Consider the following 18,601-nt stretch of genomic DNA (forward strand, 5'->3'; position numbering starts at 1 on the left):
AAGGGCCTCATTATGCAAATTCCTTCGTCATTGCAATCATCGCTGCTAGGTCAAAACCAGAAGGGTGAGTTAGCAGGGCATTTACTGTCGTCATTAACGACCTATAAATATCCTGAACATGGTCCGTCGGTTTTAGAAGTGGTGGATATACAAAAAAAGTTCCAACACTTTCAGGCCCTAACGCATATTAATTTAGACCTGAAAGCTGGCGAGTTCGTGAGCTTTTTGGGACCTTCTGGATGCGGTAAAACCACTTTACTACGCATCATTGCGGGTCTAGAAAAACCTGATTATGGAAAGGTTATAAAAAAGGGCGCAGACATTACGTTGCTCAGTGCTGAAAAGCGTCACTGTGGCATTGTGTTTCAGAACTATGCGTTATTTCCAAACTTAAACGTCGAAGAAAATATTGCTTTCGGCTTAGACAAAAAAAAGTGGGATAAGGCACAACGTAGCCAACGGGTTCAACAGTTATTAGAACTAATTGAGTTACCTGATATTGCTAAAAAGTATCCCAACCAATTATCAGGCGGGCAGCAGCAACGTGTTGCGCTTGCTCGGGCAATTGCACCGAAGCCTGATATTTTACTGCTAGATGAACCATTGTCTGCTCTCGATGCTCAGGTACGTCTAAACCTAAGACAAAAGATCCGTTCGATTCAATCACAGCTTAATTTGCCTACTATTATGGTCACACACGATCAAGAAGAAGCTTTAAGCATTTCTGACCGTGTGGTTGTCATGAATCATGGCGTCATTGAGCAGATTGATACACCGCACAATATTTACTACAAGCCACAAACCCAATTCGTTGCAAAGTTTATTGGCACCATGAACTTTTTTAAAGCCACTTGTTCAGTCACCAATCAGCTCGAGGTTTTAGGTTTTATTCCTTTAAATTTGGAGCAGCAAAAACTTAAAGTTGGGCAAAGGTACAGTATTGGTTTTAGACCCGAAGCTGTTGAGTTGGTTGATAATTTTGGCAGTGATAAAGAGTCGTTGTATTTGCCAGTTAAAGTATTAAGCACTGAATTTTTAGGCGCAAAACGCCGTTTGTTTTGTACCATTCATATCGATGGAGTTGAGCAGGCAAAACACCTTTTGCAAATTGAAATTGAAAATACCAAGTTCAAATCTTTGCAAGAACTCATGTTTATAAAAGTGCCTAATCAGCTCATTCATGTCTTTGACGAACAAGGGTACGCACTATGTTAAATGAAGCTGCTTCAGCGGTTTTAAAAACACAGCCGCGTCGAAAAACTAAATATTCATTAAGATCGAACATCGCTTTATTTGTTGTGGCGATTGCTTTGACCTTAGCCATTGTCGCACCATTAGTTATGCTGTTTGAAAGTGCATTTTTTGATGAAAATCAGCAGTTTGTTGGCCTTGAAAACTTCTATAATTATTTTGCAAGCCCAGCTTTACTCAGCTCTGTATTTAACTCGGTGTGGGTTGCTTGTGCTGCCACTGTCATTACAGTGTTGCTTGCCAGTATTTATGCTTTTGCACTTACCAACGTCAATATGAAAGGCAAAGGCTTCTTTAAAGTGGTCGCTTTTTTACCCATTTTAGCGCCGTCACTTTTGCCCTCTTTGGCACTGGTTTACTTGTTTGGTAAGCAAGGTGTATTAAAACCTTTACTGGGCGATATACAAATTTATGGCCCAATCGGTATTTTAATCAGTTATTGCTTTTGGCTATTTCCAGCAATTTTAATGTTGATGATGGTGTCTTTTCGCAGTGTTGATCAACGTTTAATTGAGGCATCTTTGTCGCTCAGCAAAAATATCTGGAAGACCCATTACCATGTCACGCTACCTGCAATTCGTTATGGACTCATCAGTGCAAGTTTAGTGGCTTTTATTTATGTACTGACCGATTTTGGTATTCCAAAAGTCATTGGCGGTTCATTTAACATGATGGCGCTTGATGTCTATAAACAGATTATTGGTCAGCAAAACATGAGCATGGGTGCGGTAATTTCCATCTTGTTATTGCTACCAGCAGTTTTTGTGTTCATTTTCGACCGAATACAAAGCAAGCGGCATGCACGGTTTCAAGCTTTTCAGGCTAAACCTTATGTTTCAGCACCGAATAAAAAACTTGAAGTCGTTCTGAGCCTATTTTGTGGCTTAGTTTCGGGCTCGATTTTACTGATTATTTTTACGGCTGTGTTGGCTTCATTTATTCAGTCTTGGCCATACGATTTGTCTTTAACCTTGGCACATTACAGTTTTGAATATGTGGATGGCGGCGGTTGGGCGGCGTATTTTAACTCGATTCGCATGGCACTCTTTAGTACGGTTTTTGGAACGGCACTGATTTTTATGGTGGCACTGTTAACCGAACGTTTTAAGGCACATCCATTCATTAAAAACTATGTACAAGCTTTGGTTTTATTGCCACTCGCTGTGCCGGGATTGGTCTTGGGTATTGCTTATATTTTGTTTTTTAACCAGCAAAGCAACCCGTTAAATGTACTGTATGGGACCATGACCATTTTGGTGATTTCAACCATTGTGCATTATTACACCGTGCCACATCTTACTTTAACCAATGCCATTAAACAGATTCCGCTACAGCTCGATCAGGCAGCAGAAACTCTAGGAACATCGAAGTGGAAAACCTTTTGGAAAGTATATTTGCCCATGTGTTTTCCAGCGCTATGCGATGTATCGGTCTATATTTTTGTGAATGCCATGACCACTGTGTCGGCTGCGATTTTCCTTTATTCACCAGACACCAGTTTAGCGGCGGTGGCGGTTTTAAATATGGATGATGCAGGCGACACGGTTGCTGCTGTTGCCATGAGTATTCTCATTTTAACGACCTCATGTGTTGTAAAACTCATTCATTGGTTATTTACCAGAAAAATTATGGCAAGAAGTCAGCAATGGCGTGAAAGTGCTCACTAAGTTTTAGCTAAACACAATTTTTATTTAACCGACTGAAATGAAAATGCTTTGTTCAACAAGGCAAGGGTTTATTCATCCTAAATTTCGCAAATTGGAAGTCTTATGAATCACGCACAGTTTGATTTAATTGTTGTCGGAGCCGGTATTTTAGGTTTGTCCGCTGCCATACAAGCGCAAGAACAAGGCTTAAAAGTTTGTATCTTTGAGAAAAATGCCAAACCTGTAGGGGCAACTCGTCGTAATTTTGGCATGGTTGGAACATCGACATTAACTCATCCAGAGCAACAGTGGCGAAAGTATGCGCTTGAAACGCGTTGTTTTTATCAGCGTATTCAGGCTGAAACCGATATTTCATTTGAGCAAAGACAAGGTGTCTATTTCGCCAATACGTCACTTGAATGGCAGGTTTTAAAAGAGTTTGCCGAGCGTGCAAATGATTATCAAATTCCAGTTCATTTGCTAAACCATGATGAACTGGTTACCCAATTTTCTTATTTAAATCCTTCGCAGCATTTTCAAGGCGGCTTGGTTTTTGAGGAAGATTATTCGGTCGAACCACATGTGATTGGGCAGCGACTGTTGGCATATGCCGAAAGAAAAGGTGTAGAAATTTATACCAATGCTTGTGTCGTTCAAACCCAATATCAACATGGAATTTGTCAGGTTCGCTTGGCAAGTGGCGAGGCATATCGGGCAAATAAAGTTTTGATCTGCCATGGTGAAGTTATCGATGTTTTATATCCAGATCTATTACAAAGCTTGAACCTGAAACGTTGTGGCTTACAAATGGCCCTGACTCAACGGTTTCGCCAAAACTTAAATGCTTCTCTTTATTCGGGCTTATCCATTTCACGTTATCCAGCTTTTGAAATTTGTCCAAGTCATGCTGAGTTGGTTAAAGCGTCACAACAAGGCTTCATTAAAGAATTCGGTATTCATATTCTGATTAAACAAAACGAATTTGGTGAACTGATCGTGGGCGATAGTCACGAATACCATCCGATTAATGAAGCGCCTCAGTTCGAGCAGCGTGAAGAGATTAATGAGTTTATTCAAGCTTACTGCTACGAAAAACTAGGGCTGACTTTACCTCCAATTCAACAACGTTGGAATGGTTATTACCTGACTCATGAACATGAGTTGGCCTGTGTCACTGAAGCCGAAAAAAATATCTTTCTGGTGAGTGCGATTGCTGGCAAAGGCATGACTACAGGGGCTGGATTTATGAAAGAAATATTAGAACAAAATATTTACTAGTTTGTCATCTGGTTTAAACCAGATTGGTGTATATTGAAATGAACGCAAAAGAAATGAGCAACATTATGAACATGCAACCCCAACTTGATATGGATTTAGAGAACAAGTATTTGCTTCTTACTCCAGGACCATTATCAACATCGGCAACAGTACGCCGTGCCATGCAAAAAGACTGGTGTACTTGGGATCAAGAATACAACTCGCTTGTACAAGATATCCGCTCTCGTCTAGTCAACTTAGCAACTAGCCAATCTGAAAAATATACGGCTGTGTTAATGCAAGGCAGTGGTAGTTTTGCCGTAGAGTCTGTGCTTGGTTCAGCTATTCCACGTGATGGAAAAATCTTAATTATTAATAATGGCGCATACGGTGCACGTATGGTGCAAATGGCGCGTTGCTTAAATATTGAAGTTGTAGAACTGAACTATTTAGAAACCCAAACACCAGATTTAAAAGAGATTGAGCGTGTTTTAAAAGATAAAACCATTAGCCACGTTGCATGTGTGCACTGTGAAACCACCACAGGAATTTTAAACCCGATTCAAGACATTGGTCGTTTAGTGAAAGCAGCAGGAAAAATCTGGATTGTGGACGCCATGAGTTCATTTGGCGGTGTGCCAATGGATATGGCTGAGCTTGAAATTGATTTCCTGATTTCAAGTGCAAATAAATGCATTCAAGGTGTTCCGGGCTTTGGTTTTATTTTGGCGAAACGTGATTGCCTAGAAGCGTGTAAAGGTTTGGCACGTTCGGTTAGCCTCGATTTATATGACCAGTGGAACACAATGGAGCAACATAATGGTAAATGGCGCTTTACCTCGCCAACCCATGTGGTACGTGCATTCTATCAAGCATTGCTTGAGCTTGAGGCAGAGGGCGGAGTAGCTGCACGTTATCAACGTTATTTACAAAACCAGCAAACCTTATCTCAAGGTATGCAACAGCTTGGTTTTGAGTTGGTACTCGGTAAAGAGTGTCCACAATCACCAATTATCACCACATTCCTTTATCCGACAGTTGAAACATTTAGCTTTCAGTCATTCTACGGAACCTTGAAAAAATCAGGCTACGTAATTTATCCAGGCAAAGTCACCGACCTTAACTGCTTCCGTATAGGCAATATTGGCGAAGTTTATGTTCATGACATTGAAGGGCTTCTTGCTGCAATTGTCAGCTACTGCGAAAACCACCTAAATCAAGCTGTAACAGCATAATTTTTTTATTAAATTATTTAAATTAAAGGAAATACACCATGACAACCAACAACACACAAATTCAGGCTGTGGTTTTTGACTGGGCTGGTACAACAGTAGATTTTGGCTCACGCGCACCAATTTTAGCTTTTATGGCTTTATTTAAAGACAATAAAGTTGAAATTACGGTTGAAGAAGCGCGTGCCCCAATGGGCTTAGAAAAACGTGACCATATTGCAGCTGTTTTAAAAATGCCGCGTGTAGCAGCTGCATGGCAGGAAGTGTATGGGAAGCCTGCAACTGAAGCAGATATTGACCGTTTATATAAGGACTTTATTCCTTATCAATTAGATTTGATTCCAACATGCTCGGCTTTAATTCCGGGTGCATTGGCGACTTTTGAAAATATTAAAAAGCGTGGTGCAAAAATTGGCAGTAACACGGGATATGCATCTATGATGATTAGTCGTTTGGTTAAAGATGCTGCCGATCAGGGCTATCGACCGGACTGTATCGTTACGGCAAGTGATGTGAAATTTGGCCGTCCATATCCTGAAATGTTATGGAAGAACTTAATTCAACTCGATGTGTCTGACATCAAAACTGTTGTAAAAGTAGATGATACCGTGGTGGGTATTGATGAAGGTTTAAATGCCGGATGCTGGACAGTAGGACTTGCAGTTAGCGGTAACGAAGTCGGTTTAAGCTATGAAGAGTGGAGTGCACTATCGGCCGATGAACAGATTGTTCTAAAAGATAAGGCATATCAAAAAATGAATGCGTCGGGCGCTCACTATGTGATTGATAGTGTCGCTGATTTGCCAAACGTACTCGATGATATTGAACGCCGTTTGGGGCAGGGTGAACGACCTTAAACAAATGTTTCGGTCTATATCTTTTTAAGCTTAGCTCCCTTGGGAGCTAAGCTTACCTAAAAAATTAAAATGAAGAGTAATAAACTCTACATAGGTGGAAATAAGGAATAACTTTGAAACGTCAATTCCTTATTTCCTGCTAACCATCTAAAACACATGTTTAGATCGTTAGTACCATCAATCCTATAGGCACAGAACCAATAGGATTTTTTGTGATGGATCTCTTTACGACTTTTGTGGGTCGTATAATTTTTCTTTAATGAATAGGGCAGGTATCACGCCACAAATCAGGTAGGCAGCGCCCATTACGACGAAACCTAAACCAATAGAACCACCAGACGCTAAGAAACCAATCGTTGCTGGGGCTAATGCAGCGCCTAAACGTCCAACGTTATAAGCACCGCCAATGGCTGTACCGCGAATGGCAGTCGCAAAACTTTCTGTCATATAGGTTGCATTTACGCCATAAGGGATGCCGTAGAGGAAACCAAAGGTCACCAGTAAATATAGAATGTTACTTGGTGAGTTATAAAAAACAATTAAAGGTAGGAAAATAGCAGTGCCAATAGCACCAAAGGCATAAGTAAAACGACGCCCTAATTTATCAGCCATCATGCCCGCAAGAACTTTACCTAAAATCATGGCGGTATATGTACCTACCATATAGGCAGTCATTTCTTTAAACTTCATACCGAGTTCACTTTCAAGGTATGACGGCATCCAGTTATTTACGCCATAGTAACCAAACTGTAAAAAGCCTGCGGTTAACGCCCATAAGATAAACATATTACGGTTTCGTTTATCTTGGAAAATAAGCTTAAATGCTGAAGTTTTCGATGCATTTTGAGCTACAACAGGTTGTTGTAGTCGAGACTTTTGCCATGCTTCTGGTTCTGGTACAAGAATATGCATGAGCACAGCAATAACAACGGGAATAATCGCAACATAAAACAGCATGCGCCAGCCATGATCAGGAATAATCCAACCTGCAAGCAAAGTCGCAACAATATAGCCTACGGTCCAGCCAGCTTGTAGTGTGCCGAGTACAGTTGTGCGGAAACGTGTTGGTACATATTCGGCCATGAGGGTATTACAGGCAATATAAAGAGAACCCAAACCCAGTGATGCAAAAAATCTTAAAATACCAAATTGAAGAAAGCTCTGAGTAAAACCTAAGCCACAGGTGAGGAGTGAGAAAATTAAAATAGAAATAACAACAATGCGCACACGACCAAATTTATCGCACGCCCATCCCCCAAAAATTCCACCAACAGCCATGCCTGCCAATGTGAAACTGCCAAGCATACCTGCTTGTACTGAACTTAATCCAAAATCTGCCTTAATACTATTTAAGCTATAAGACAGCAGCATCAAATCTGCACCATCTACCAATAGTGCTAGAAATGCAAAAATAAATGCTATTTTCCACGTATGAGGCTGTATACGAGAAAAACCTTCTTTGTAATTTGTAGCCATAATCCATTACCTACATTTGATTGAAAGTACTTCAAGTCGTTTTGAAGTGCTTAAAATTTGATTAAGACGCAGCGCGAATCATGTTTCGGGCAATAATCATTTGTTGAATTTGGGTCGTGCCTTCATAAAGGCGGAACAAACGGACATCTCGATAAAAACGTTCAATCGCATATTCACTGATATAGCCCGCACCGCCATGAATCTGTACGCAGCGATCAGCAACGCGGCCACACATTTCGGTTGCAAACATTTTTGCGCATGAGGCTTCAGTGCTAACGTTTTGTCCTGCATCACGTAGGCGTGCAGCGTCTAAGACCATACATTTAGCGGCATAAATCTCAGCTTTTGAGTCGGCAAGCATGGCTTGAATGAGTTGGAATTCAGCAATTGGTTGTCCAAATTGCTTGCGTTCGATGGCGTAATTTAAAGAATCATCTAGCATTCGGGTTGCTGCACCGACGCTCAAGGCAGCTATATGCAAACGGCCTTTATCGAGTACTTTCATGGCCGTTTTAAAACCAACACCTTCAACACCACCAATGAGCGCTGAGGCTGGAATGCGACAATTTTCAAAAATCACATCACAGGTATGGGCACCTTTTTGTCCCATTTTTTTATCGCGTTTGCCAAGAAAAATGCCCGGAGTTTGGCTATCGACAATAAAAGCAGAAATGCCACCAGCGCCTTTAATATCAGGGTTTGTACGTGCCATGACTGTAAATACACCAGCGTGAGGAGCATTAGTAATAAAGCGTTTGGTGCCATTTAAAATATAAAAGTCACCATCTTTTATAGCGCTGGTTTTTAAAGAGGCAGCGTCAGAACCCGCGTCCGGTTCGGTTAAGCAAAAAGAACTAATCACTTCACCACGTGCTAAACGCGGCAAGAAAAATGATTTTTGTGTCTCAGTACCATCAATAATCAGGCCACTTGAGCCAATGCCATTATTGGTTCCAATGAGAGAGCGAAAAGCAGGAGAGGTACGACCTAATTCAAAAGCCACATAGACCTCTTCTTCCATTGCCAGTCCAAGACCTTCGTACTCTTCAGGAATGGTTAAACCAAATAAACCGAGAGCTTTCATTTGCTCAACAATATCTTGTGGAATTTCATCCGTTTCAGCGACTTCATTCTCATGAGGAATTAATACACCTTCAACAAATTGTCGAATCATATCAACAAGTTGATCTAAGGTTTCCTGATCTCGAATCATAGTCTCGTCCTTTTACTACATGCAGAAAACATCAATGTGATGTTCGTAAAATCACCAATATTTGAAGCGATAGTAATCAAAGGATGAACGCAAAACAATATATTTTGAAAATTAATTTCGCAATGCGATACTTTGTTGTTGATTTATATTTGGCTAATTTATTGATTTATTTAAGCTATATTTTCTTATAAAAAATCATTATTTTTAGTGGAAAATTAAAGTTTGATTTTTAAAAATAGGTATGTATATTAAAAATATATATCGCTATGCGAAATTTTAAATGGATAAGTTTTCCTATAGGAAATAAGTCACAAAATATAGTGGGATGAAGATGGGTGCTTTAAATGGAATTCGGGTACTTGACTTAAGTCGGGTATTGGCTGGGCCTTGGTGTGGACAGATTCTTGCCGATTTAGGCGCAGAAGTAATCAAGATTGAACGACCGAAAGTCGGTGATGACACCCGTTCTTGGGGGCCACCTTGGATGAAAGATGACTCAGGCCAAGATACTCAAGAAGCTGCTTATTATCAGTCCACTAACCGCAATAAACTATCCGTTGCTATCGACATTGCGAGTCCTGATGGCCAAGAATTGATTAAAGCCCTTATTCAAGACACCGATGTCGTGATTGAAAACTACAAAGCGGGTTCTTTGAAAAAGTACGGTTTGGACTATGAGTCTTTATCTGAGATTAACCCTAAACTGGTTTATTGCTCAATTACAGGTTTTGGTCAAACTGGCCCCAGAGCAGAAGAGCCCGGTTATGACTTTATTATTCAGGGCATGGGCGGACTAATGTCAGTTACAGGTGAGCGTGATGATTTGCCTAGTGGTGGACCACAAAAAGTAGGGGTCGCATTTTCCGATTTAGCCACGGGACTTTATTCTACGATTGCCATACAGGCTGCTTTACTCAACCGCTATGTGACAGGTTTAGGCCAATACATTGATATGGCTTTGCTTGATGTTCAAATTGCTACAATGGCAAATCAGGGAATGAACTATCTTTCATCAGGAAATATCCCTAAGCGTTATGGCAATGCACACGCTAATATTGTGCCTTATCAAGTGTTCAAAGCTTCTGACCGTGATTTTATTATCGCGTGTGGAAATGACACTCAGTTTATTCAACTTTGTCGAAGTATTGGGTTACCCGATCTACCAAATGATGCACGTTTTGCCAGAAATGCAGACCGAATTAAGCATCGCGATGAAATTATCGGAATTTTACAAACTCACTTTTTAACAAAAACAGCAGATGAATGGGTAGATGCAATCTATGCCGCTAAAGTTCCGGTCGGTGTGATTAATAACTTGGAACAAGCTTTTCAAGAGCCACAAGTGATTGCCCGAGAAATGTTAGTCGAGATGAACCATCCTCAGCGTGAAAAATTGAAGATAATTGGCTCTCCAATCAAACTTTCTAGAACGCCCGTTGAATACAAAACAGCACCACCGCTGCTGGGAGAACATACGCAGGCCGTTTTGGGAAGAGTTGTTTCTTCAGAAAAACTGGCTGAGCTCAAAGAAAAAGGTGTAATTGGGTAGGTGGCTTAAAAGCGGAAGGTTAAAATTATATTTAAAATCAGAAAATAAAATATTTAATCTTTCGCTTTAACGAGTTAAATAAAGTTATCTTTTAGATGCAGACTCGGATGTTTGCTCTTTTGCTATTTATAGAAAAAATAGATTATAATTTTCGCAGTGCGAAACAAAAATGTGGATTGGTATGACAATGAACGATGCAGTTGATGCAGAACCGACAGAAAAATTATTAGCGCCTTTAAGGCATGAATTATTACATCCGATTGAAGACATGCAGGATGAAAATGATCGCCAATTTATTACTGCATTAGCACGTGGTTTAGAGCTATTACGTTGTTTTACGCCTAAACATCAGCATTTGGGCAACCAAGAACTTGCTCAAATGACAGGTTTGCCAAAACCAACTATTACTCGCCTTACACATACCTTGTCGCGTTTGGGTTATATCAAACAAGTCCCTAACTCAAGCAAATTCCAGCTTTCAGTAGGTGTTCTTGCTTTTGGTTATTCCATGCTCTCTAACGTGTCGATTCGCTCTATTGCTCATCCATATATGAAAAATTTGGCAGACTATGCGGGCGCTGCTGTAGCCATGGCAACACGTGATCGACTGAATATGATTTATCTTGATGTAGTACAAGGTAAAGGCAATATGACCATGCGTCGTCAAGTTGGAACCTATTTACCGATTCATTTAAGTTCGATGGGACGTGCCTGTTTAGCCGCAATGCCTGAAGACGAAAGAGAATTTTTACTTGATGCTATCCGTAGCAAACACAAAGAAGACTGGATCAAAATTAACCGCGATCTAGACAAAGCGTTTAAAGACTACCAAGATTTTGGATACTGTTTTTCAATCGGTGAATGGCATAAAGATGTGAACTCGGTTGCGGTTCCACTCATTCATGAACAACATGGTTTACTGGTGTTCAACTGTGGCGGTCCAAGCTTTATTATGAACCGTGAAAAACTTGAAGAAGATATTGCACCACGTCTTTTACACATGGTGAATAATATTCGTACCGAGATTAGCTAAACCAATCTGATTTACTTATAAAAGCCAGCTTTGATTTTCAATACTGGCTTTTTTAGTGGGTGAGTTTTAGGCTGTTTGGCTGTGAAAGTTCGGTTTCCTTTTTTCTTTGAAGGCACTTAATGCTTCTTTAAACTCGGAACCATGTAAACAATGCGAGAAAATAGTCGACTCATGATCAATACGATTGAGTAGATCATCAATTGGCATATCTCTTAGTAACTTTTTACTCAGTTGTAAGGCTTGGCTTGGTTTCTGGGCTAATTTGATTGCCACATCCTCAATCACTTGATCCAGCTCAGTTGCCTCAAATATTTCATTTACTAGACCATAATTTTTTGCTTGGTCTGCCGAAAACTTTTCACCCAATAAAATAATTTCAGAAGCGCGTGCAAAACCTAAGAGCCTTGGCAAGATGTAGCTGGAGCCAGCTTCAGGTACAAGTCCCAAGTTTACAAAGGGGAATTGGAAAATAGAGCCTTGGCTTGCATACACAAGGTCGCAATGTAGAAGCATGGTGCTGCCAATACCAATTGCTACACCATTTACTTTAGCAATAATCGGTTTTGGAAAAGTTGCCAAGCTTTTTAAGAAAACAATCGAAGCGGGTGGTTCTGAACTTGATGCGTCGCGTTTTTCAAATGCATTGACATCATTACCACTGGTAAACGAAGAACCTTCACCAGTAAGCACAATGACATGAACGTCTTGATTAGTTGCAGCCTCATCTAATGCCTGACTTAGGGCCGCATACATTTCGTAATTAATTGCATTCTTTTTAGTGGGATTACTCATGGTGAGCGTTAGTATATTTCTATCAAAAGATTCATGAATTGTGCCTGTTTTAAGCTGGTTTTGAGTTTTGTTGTCCTGCTGCATCATTCATTCCTTTAACTAACTTTCTGTCTAAAAATTAAACTCATTAAAATAATGCTATCGAAAAATAATTCCGTTATCAATTATTTTGTTTTATATTGTGGTATAAAATTTTGTATTATGAAATTTTTAACTTGAATTAATTTAAATGCTGATAGGATTTATGCGTAAATAAGCATCTAGCTCTGCTAAGGAAATAAGAGGCTAGCTATAGAACAGTGAGTGGAAAGAATATGAAGACCAAAATTACAGAATTATTTGAAATTGAGCATCCAATTATTCAAGGCGGTATGCATTTTGTTGGTTTTGCAGAGCTTGCGGCTGCGGTTTCAAATGCGGGTGGGTTAGGTATTATCACTGGCCTGACTCAGCGTACACCTGAAAATCTGGCAAAAGAAATTGCACGTTGCCGTGAAATGACTGATAAGCCTTTTGGGGTAAATTTAACCTTTTTGCCTACGGTGAATACCCCTGATTATCCGGGTTTTGTAGAGGCAATTATTAAAGGTGGAGTCAAGGTTGTAGAAACAGCAGGGCGTAATCCTGAACAAGTCATGCCATATTTAAAGGCTGCTGGTATTAAAGTAATTCACAAATGTACTTCGGTTCGACATAGCTTAAAAGCTCAGCAAATTGGATGTGATACGGTTTCTGTAGATGGTTTTGAGTGCGGTGGGCATCCTGGTGAGGATGATGTACCAAATATGATTTTATTGCCTTTAGCAGCCGATGCATTAGAGATTCCGTTTGTTGCTTCAGGTGGTATGGCAGATGGGCGCTCACTCGCTGCTGCTTTAGCGATGGGAGCAGATGGAATTAACATGGGAACGCGCTTTATTGCAACTCAGGAAGCTCCCGTACATGCAAATGTGAAACAGGCGATTTTGAATGCCACCGAACGAGATACGCGGTTAATTATGCGTGCTTTGCGAAACACAGAACGCGTCATAAATAATGCTGCTGTAGAAAAAATCGTGACAAAAGAAAAAGCACTTGGCGATAACATTAAATTTGAAGATATTATTGAAGAAGTTGCAGGGGTTTATCCAAAAGTCATGATTGATGGCGATGTAAATGCAGGTGCATGGTCATGCGGTTTAGTGGCAAGCTTGATTCATGATATTCCGACATGCGATGAACTGGTTAACCGAATTGTCAAAGAGGCAGAAGACATTATTCGTGGTCGGTTATTAGGGCTTTTATAGAACTTAATCTAGCTCCTCTAATTAACTATTAGCATGCTTTATATAAGATCAGCACAAGTTTTAACTGTGCTGATCTTTTGCATCACTCACACAATAATAAAGACATAAAGCGGCAAAAATTAAGCCTAAAATGCAGACACCTGTCCATCCGAAGTGTTTCCAAGCGTAGCTTCCTGCCGTTGTACCTAATGCGCCGCCAGCAAAGTAACCAGTCATATAAATGGCATTAAACCGCGAACGTAATTCTTGATTAAGTTTAAATACAATACTTTGGTTGGTGACATGCACAGCAGAAAGAGAAGCGTAAAGAATGAGTAAGGCAATAATGTAAAAAGCGAAATGGTAGGGTAAAAGTGAAAAAAGTATCCAACTTAAAATCAGCCCAATGCCGCAAAAAACCGAAATTTTATGGATATAGCCTTGGTCAATAAATTTACCTGAAAAATTGGCAACGAACGTTCCTAATACGCCAACAAAACCGAAAAGGCCAATGGTAAAGTCGCTAAAAAAATAGGGTGCCGGAGCCAGAAGCAACGACATGGTGGTAAAGGTTAAACTCACACATGCAAATGTAAAACCACCAATATAAGTTCTGGTTCTTAACCGTCGATTTTGAATAAAAATCTGTGGAAGAGAGCGAATAGTTTTTACATAGTTTTCAGATTTAGTCGGTGGGAATAACCCGATATTACGATGCAAAATAAAGGCAATAACAAGTAATAGAAAACCACTGACGAGATAAATAATATTCCAAGCAAAAAGTGTAGACATCAACCCTGAAAGGGAACGGGCGAGTAAAACACCCATCATCAGGCCGCTCAGTAAAAAGCCTACGACACGGCCGCTTTGTTGAATCGGAACCAGACTTGCAGCAAGGGGTAATAACAGTTGAGCTGAACTTGAAAATAGACCAGTAATGACGGTGCCAAGTAGTAAAAGATAAATATTGTGCGAAAAACCGCTAATAATTAATCCGCTTGAAGCCAATAACATAAAGATAAATAGTAGCTTGCGCTTTTCTATGATGTCTCCCAGCGGCATTAAAAAGAGCAAGCCACATGCGTAGGTGATTTGGGCTAGAGTTGGCACCCACGCTGTAGTTGTTTCGGTTAAATTTAGGCTTACACTAATTGAATGAATGAGTGGCTGACTAAAATAATTTCCGCCTGTACAAATGCCTGCTGCAATTGCCATTAAAATAATGGTTGGGGTATAGAGTGCGTTTTTCATCATGCCTATAGTCATAATGAAAGTGGAACTTTAATCAACACAACCATGACTGTTTTAAGTATGGTTATTAGTGCGTTTCATTCAAGGCATCTTGAATATTGTGCACCATGTGGATTAAACGTGGTCCAATTTCACCTTCAAGTTTTTCTGGATTTAAATGAAAACTTGGCGCACCACAGTTAAAAACATAAAGACCATGTTTGGAGCTGACCAAAGGTACAGCCACTGAGTTCACTTCTTTATGCCACTCGCCTAAAGACAAACAATATCCATAATCTTGATAATCACGGAAAGCTCGTTCTAAAGAGCGTTTTATGGCTGGCCAGTTTTCGGGATTCTTTTGTTTCAATGCATCGAGTAGAAAGTTGCGCTCACGTTCAGGAGTTGCAGCCAAACAAGCTCGACCCATTGAACTACTATGAAGTGGTAAGGTTGACCCAATTGGACGGCGCATATTTAATGCAGTTTCAATTTGCACAACATCGATATACACCATATTTAATCGGTCACGCGTTGCCATCGCCACAGGCGCTTGAACATACTGACTCAGCTCTTCCATATATTGATGAGCAATATTACGAATCGAGATATTAGATAATGCTGCATATCCTAAAGATAAGACACCAATATCTAGTGTGTATTTGGTCGAGTTAGGCAATTGTTTTAAATAACCTAATGACACAAGGGTATTGGTAATACGTGCAATGGTCGGTTTAGGTAAACCTGTCATTTTTGCTAATTCTTGGTTGCCAAGCACCTGATTATTTGCAGAAAAGCATCTTAAAAGTTCTAAACCGCGCGCTAAAGAAGCAATAAATTGCGGGTTGTTTTCCCGATGTATATGCGAAATAGGATCTAAACGTATCTCATCAAAATTTATTGGTTTTTCAGTTTCCGTGTTTTGAGACATTCGATCCTCAAATATAATTAAAGCAATAGTTTTGCCATTATATTTCGCTCTGCAAAATAAATCCATTCATCACTGCGCTGTTGTGATGAATGGATATCCGGTTCAATGGTTATGAAACGTTTTCAATCACCATCGCAAGACCTTGACCTACACCAATACATAGGCTCACCACAGCATATTTCTTTTTACGGCGAATTAACTCGCGCGCTACTGTTAAGCTAAGACGAGCGCCAGATGCACCAAGTGGATGACCAACTGCAATCGCACCACCGTTTGGATTTACGCGTGGGTCATTAAAATCGACATTCAAGCCTTTTAAACAAGATAAAACCTGTGAAGCAAAAGCTTCATTAATTTCAATAATATCCATGTCGTCTAAAGTAAGGCCAGCACGCGCAACTGCTTTTTTAATGGCTTCGATCGGGCCTGCACCCATAATGCGTGGTTCAATACCAGCCGCCGCAGCTGACAAGATTTTTGCCATTGGTTTTAGGCCATATTTTTGACCTGCTGCTTCTGAACCAATCAAGAGGGCTGCTGCACCATCATTAATACCTGAGGCATTACCAGCAGTGACCACACCACCTTCAAATAGTGGTTTTAACTTTGTGAGTGCTTCAACAGTTGAGCTTGGGCGAGGGTGTTCATCTTCTGAAACGAGTTTGGGCGGTAATTTTTTGCCTTGGAAAACTTCAATTGGCGTAATTTCATCGGCAAAGAAACCTTCTTCTTTAGCTTTTTGATATTTAGCTTGTGATTGGGCTGCAAATAAGTCTGCTTGTTCACGGCTAATCCCAAACTCGGCTGCAACGTTATCGGCTGTTTCAGGCATTGAATGTCCGCCGTACTGAGCAATAATTTTTTTATTTGGAAAACGAGAGCCAATTGTGGTGTCATAAATTTTTGCATCACGGCTATAAGCACTTTCTGCTTTACCCATCACAAAGGGTGCGCGTGACATACTTTCTACACCTCCTGCAATATAGAGTTCGCCTTCACCACAAGTAATAGCACGTGCTGAGTCAATGACAGCACCTAGACCACTAGCACATAGGCGGTTTACTGTTTGGCCCGGTACAGTGACTGGTAAACCCGCAAGTAATAGTGCATTTCGTGCCACATTACGGCTATCTTCACCCGCTTGGTTGGTGTCGCCTAAAATCACATCTTCAATATCAGCACCTGGAACACCAGTTTTTTCTAATAGTTTTTGAATGACAGTTGCGGCTAAATCATCAGGGCGAATTGAGGCAAGTTCACCTGCATGGCGGCCAAATGGGCTACGCAAACCATCATAGATATATGCATTTAACATTGAGAAATTCCTTTTCAAGACTCGTGAGTAAAAGTAAGAGGTAAATGAAGTGCGACACGGCGCTGTAACCACGGGCTAGGGCGGTAACGTGGGTCATGCGTAAGTGCTGTTATACGGTTCAGAATGAGTAAGATTCTTTGACTGCCGACTTGATCACCCCATTCAATTGGGCCAAATGGATAACCTAAGCCAAGACGTACCGCCGCATTAATATCATCTACCGTGGCAACATTTTGCTGGGCAATATCACAGCCTAAATTAATGACCATTGCTAAAACGCGCTGCGCAACAAAGCCAATACTTTCAGCAATCATGCTGACCACATTTCCATCTAGATTGAAAATAGAGTGAGCTGCTTGTCGGTATTCAGGTTTGGTAATAAGTGATGGCATTAAGGTTCTATGCTTCGCAATACCATAAAGCATGTCTATAGCAACAGCTTGTTCTGGATTAACCCCAAGGCGAGTAGCCGTTTGAGTTGTATCTTCACCATAACAAGCGAGTAAACATAAGCTATCTGTTTGTGGTTCCGGATTGGTGTCTAAGGCAATATTTTGCTGAGTTAAATAATCTTCAAGCAGTTTTTTATCATCTAAGAAATCTGCCGCAATCCAAACTTTTGGATATTGTGCTAAACGCTCTACAAACTGAGCAGGTTGTTCACCTGTTTTTGAACCAGTTTCATAGTTATAAAAACCTTGATTGACTTTACGTCCAAGTTGCTTGGCATCTAGCATTTGTTTGGTGAGCGGGTTTGGTCTGTAGCGGGCTTCTTCATAGTATTGATGATAAATCGACTCCATGACTGGATGAGAAACATCAAGACCAGTTAAATCGAGTAATTCAAAAGGACCCATTCTAAAACCAACGCCGTCACGTAAAATTCGGTCAATTTCACTAATGTCACAAACGTTTTCATTTAAAATTTTGAGCGCTTCAGTGCCATAAGCCCGACCCGCATGATTAATAATAAATCCAGGGGTGTCCTTCGCTACAACAGGGCGATGACCAAATGCACGAGACAGATCATTTAAGGCATCAATAATAAGTGGGTCAGTTTTTAAACCACGGATCACTTCGACCACTTTCATGAGTGGAACGGGATTAAAGAAGTGATAACCCACAACACGCTCAGGTTTTTTGCAGTTTGCAGCAATGGCTGTAATAGACAAAGAGGAGGTGTTCGAGGCTAAAATTGCATTTTCTGAAACGACGTCTTCAAGCTGCTGCATCAAGCTCTGTTTGATATCTAGACGTTCAACAATTGCTTCTACAATCAGATCGCAATTTTTTAAATCTTCAATTTGATGAGCAACAACTAAATGGCTATTTGCCTGAGCTGCTTGCTCAAGTGTAATTTTATTTTTGTCGACTAACTTTTGAAATGTGGCAGCTAGTTTTTCTTTGGCCTGTTCTGCTGCACCCACTTTGGCATCATATAAATAAGTGGTATGACCTGACTGCGCAGCAATTTGAGCAATACCGCTGCCCATAATACCGACACCAATCACAGCCATGCTTTTAATATCATAAGTCATGTCGATCATCCTGATG

General features: G+C 40.4%; 15 protein-coding genes. 8 read left to right on the forward strand and 7 right to left on the reverse strand.

Going from position 1 to position 18,601, the window contains the following annotated elements:
- Positions 1-12: 12 nt before the first annotated feature.
- The 5 genes from B554_RS0107830 to phnX all read left to right on the forward strand — a co-directional run bounded on the left by B554_RS0107830 (position 13) and on the right by phnX (position 6,243).
- Positions 13-1,215: an ABC transporter ATP-binding protein gene (locus B554_RS0107830; RefSeq protein WP_019457628.1), complete on the forward strand. Its 1,203-nt coding sequence runs from the start codon at positions 13-15 to the stop codon at positions 1,213-1,215.
- Positions 1,209-2,918 carry a putative 2-aminoethylphosphonate ABC transporter permease subunit gene (locus B554_RS0107835; protein ID WP_019457629.1) on the forward strand — a complete coding sequence of 570 codons (1,710 nt, stop codon included), beginning with the start codon at positions 1,209-1,211 and terminating at the stop codon, positions 2,916-2,918. Before B554_RS0107830 ends, B554_RS0107835 begins: the two co-directional genes overlap by 7 nt.
- A 102-nt stretch (positions 2,919-3,020) precedes the next feature.
- The gene (locus B554_RS0107840; RefSeq protein WP_019457630.1) at positions 3,021-4,175 is read left to right on the forward strand and encodes a TIGR03364 family FAD-dependent oxidoreductase; all 1,155 of its coding nucleotides are present in this window, start codon (positions 3,021-3,023) and stop codon (positions 4,173-4,175) included.
- Positions 4,176-4,201: 26 nt separating this feature from the next.
- A complete protein-coding gene (phnW, locus tag B554_RS0107845) occupies positions 4,202-5,389 on the forward strand; it encodes a 2-aminoethylphosphonate--pyruvate transaminase (protein ID WP_025465147.1) in 1,188 nt (395 codons plus the stop codon).
- Between the two features lie 38 nt (positions 5,390-5,427).
- Positions 5,428-6,243 (forward strand): phosphonoacetaldehyde hydrolase, encoded by an 816-nt coding sequence (phnX, locus tag B554_RS0107850; protein WP_019457632.1) that lies wholly within the window; start codon positions 5,428-5,430, stop codon positions 6,241-6,243.
- Positions 6,244-6,468: 225 nt separating this feature from the next.
- On the opposite strand, the gene B554_RS0107855 is transcribed toward phnX, so the two are convergent.
- Positions 6,469-7,719, reverse strand: a complete 1,251-nt coding sequence (locus B554_RS0107855; RefSeq protein WP_019457633.1) for an MFS transporter — start codon at positions 7,717-7,719, stop codon at positions 6,469-6,471.
- 61 nt (positions 7,720-7,780) lie between these two features.
- Complete coding sequence (locus B554_RS0107860) at positions 7,781-8,932, reverse strand: acyl-CoA dehydrogenase family protein (RefSeq protein ID WP_019457634.1); 1,152 nt, start codon at positions 8,930-8,932, stop codon at positions 7,781-7,783.
- 331 nt (positions 8,933-9,263) lie between these two features.
- Between B554_RS0107860 and B554_RS0107865 the strand changes: the two genes are divergently transcribed.
- Both B554_RS0107865 and B554_RS0107870 read left to right on the forward strand, forming a co-directional pair.
- Positions 9,264-10,481: a CaiB/BaiF CoA transferase family protein gene (locus tag B554_RS0107865; RefSeq protein WP_019457635.1), complete on the forward strand. Its 1,218-nt coding sequence runs from the start codon at positions 9,264-9,266 to the stop codon at positions 10,479-10,481.
- 187 nt (positions 10,482-10,668) lie between these two features.
- The gene (locus B554_RS0107870) at positions 10,669-11,514 is read left to right on the forward strand and encodes an IclR family transcriptional regulator (RefSeq protein ID WP_013198245.1); all 846 of its coding nucleotides are present in this window, start codon (positions 10,669-10,671) and stop codon (positions 11,512-11,514) included.
- Positions 11,515-11,580: 66 nt separating this feature from the next.
- Here the strand turns inward: B554_RS0107870 and B554_RS0107875 are convergent, their stop codons facing one another.
- Positions 11,581-12,390, reverse strand: a complete 810-nt coding sequence (locus B554_RS0107875) for an enoyl-CoA hydratase (RefSeq protein WP_019457636.1) — start codon at positions 12,388-12,390, stop codon at positions 11,581-11,583.
- A gap of 230 nt (positions 12,391-12,620) precedes the next feature.
- Here B554_RS0107875 and B554_RS0107880 point away from each other — a divergent pair, with 230 nt between their 5' ends.
- Complete coding sequence (locus B554_RS0107880; protein WP_019457637.1) at positions 12,621-13,592, forward strand: NAD(P)H-dependent flavin oxidoreductase; 972 nt, start codon at positions 12,621-12,623, stop codon at positions 13,590-13,592.
- 60 nt (positions 13,593-13,652) lie between these two features.
- Here B554_RS0107880 and B554_RS0107885 read toward each other — a convergent pair whose 3' ends face one another.
- From B554_RS0107885 to B554_RS0107900, 4 genes are all read right to left on the reverse strand, one after another.
- Positions 13,653-14,825: an MFS transporter gene (locus tag B554_RS0107885; protein ID WP_019457638.1), complete on the reverse strand. Its 1,173-nt coding sequence runs from the start codon at positions 14,823-14,825 to the stop codon at positions 13,653-13,655.
- Between the two features lie 64 nt (positions 14,826-14,889).
- Complete coding sequence (locus B554_RS0107890; RefSeq protein ID WP_009391028.1) at positions 14,890-15,732, reverse strand: IclR family transcriptional regulator; 843 nt, start codon at positions 15,730-15,732, stop codon at positions 14,890-14,892.
- A gap of 109 nt (positions 15,733-15,841) precedes the next feature.
- Positions 15,842-17,047: a 3-oxoadipyl-CoA thiolase gene (locus B554_RS0107895; RefSeq protein ID WP_019457639.1), complete on the reverse strand. Its 1,206-nt coding sequence runs from the start codon at positions 17,045-17,047 to the stop codon at positions 15,842-15,844.
- A gap of 14 nt (positions 17,048-17,061) precedes the next feature.
- Positions 17,062-18,585 (reverse strand): 3-hydroxyacyl-CoA dehydrogenase, encoded by a 1,524-nt coding sequence (locus B554_RS0107900; protein WP_019457640.1) that lies wholly within the window; start codon positions 18,583-18,585, stop codon positions 17,062-17,064.
- Between the last annotated feature and the right edge of the window lie 16 nt (positions 18,586-18,601).

Source organism: Acinetobacter sp. GG2, from assembly GCF_000292385.1.
Lineage (GTDB): Bacteria > Pseudomonadota > Gammaproteobacteria > Pseudomonadales > Moraxellaceae > Acinetobacter > Acinetobacter seifertii.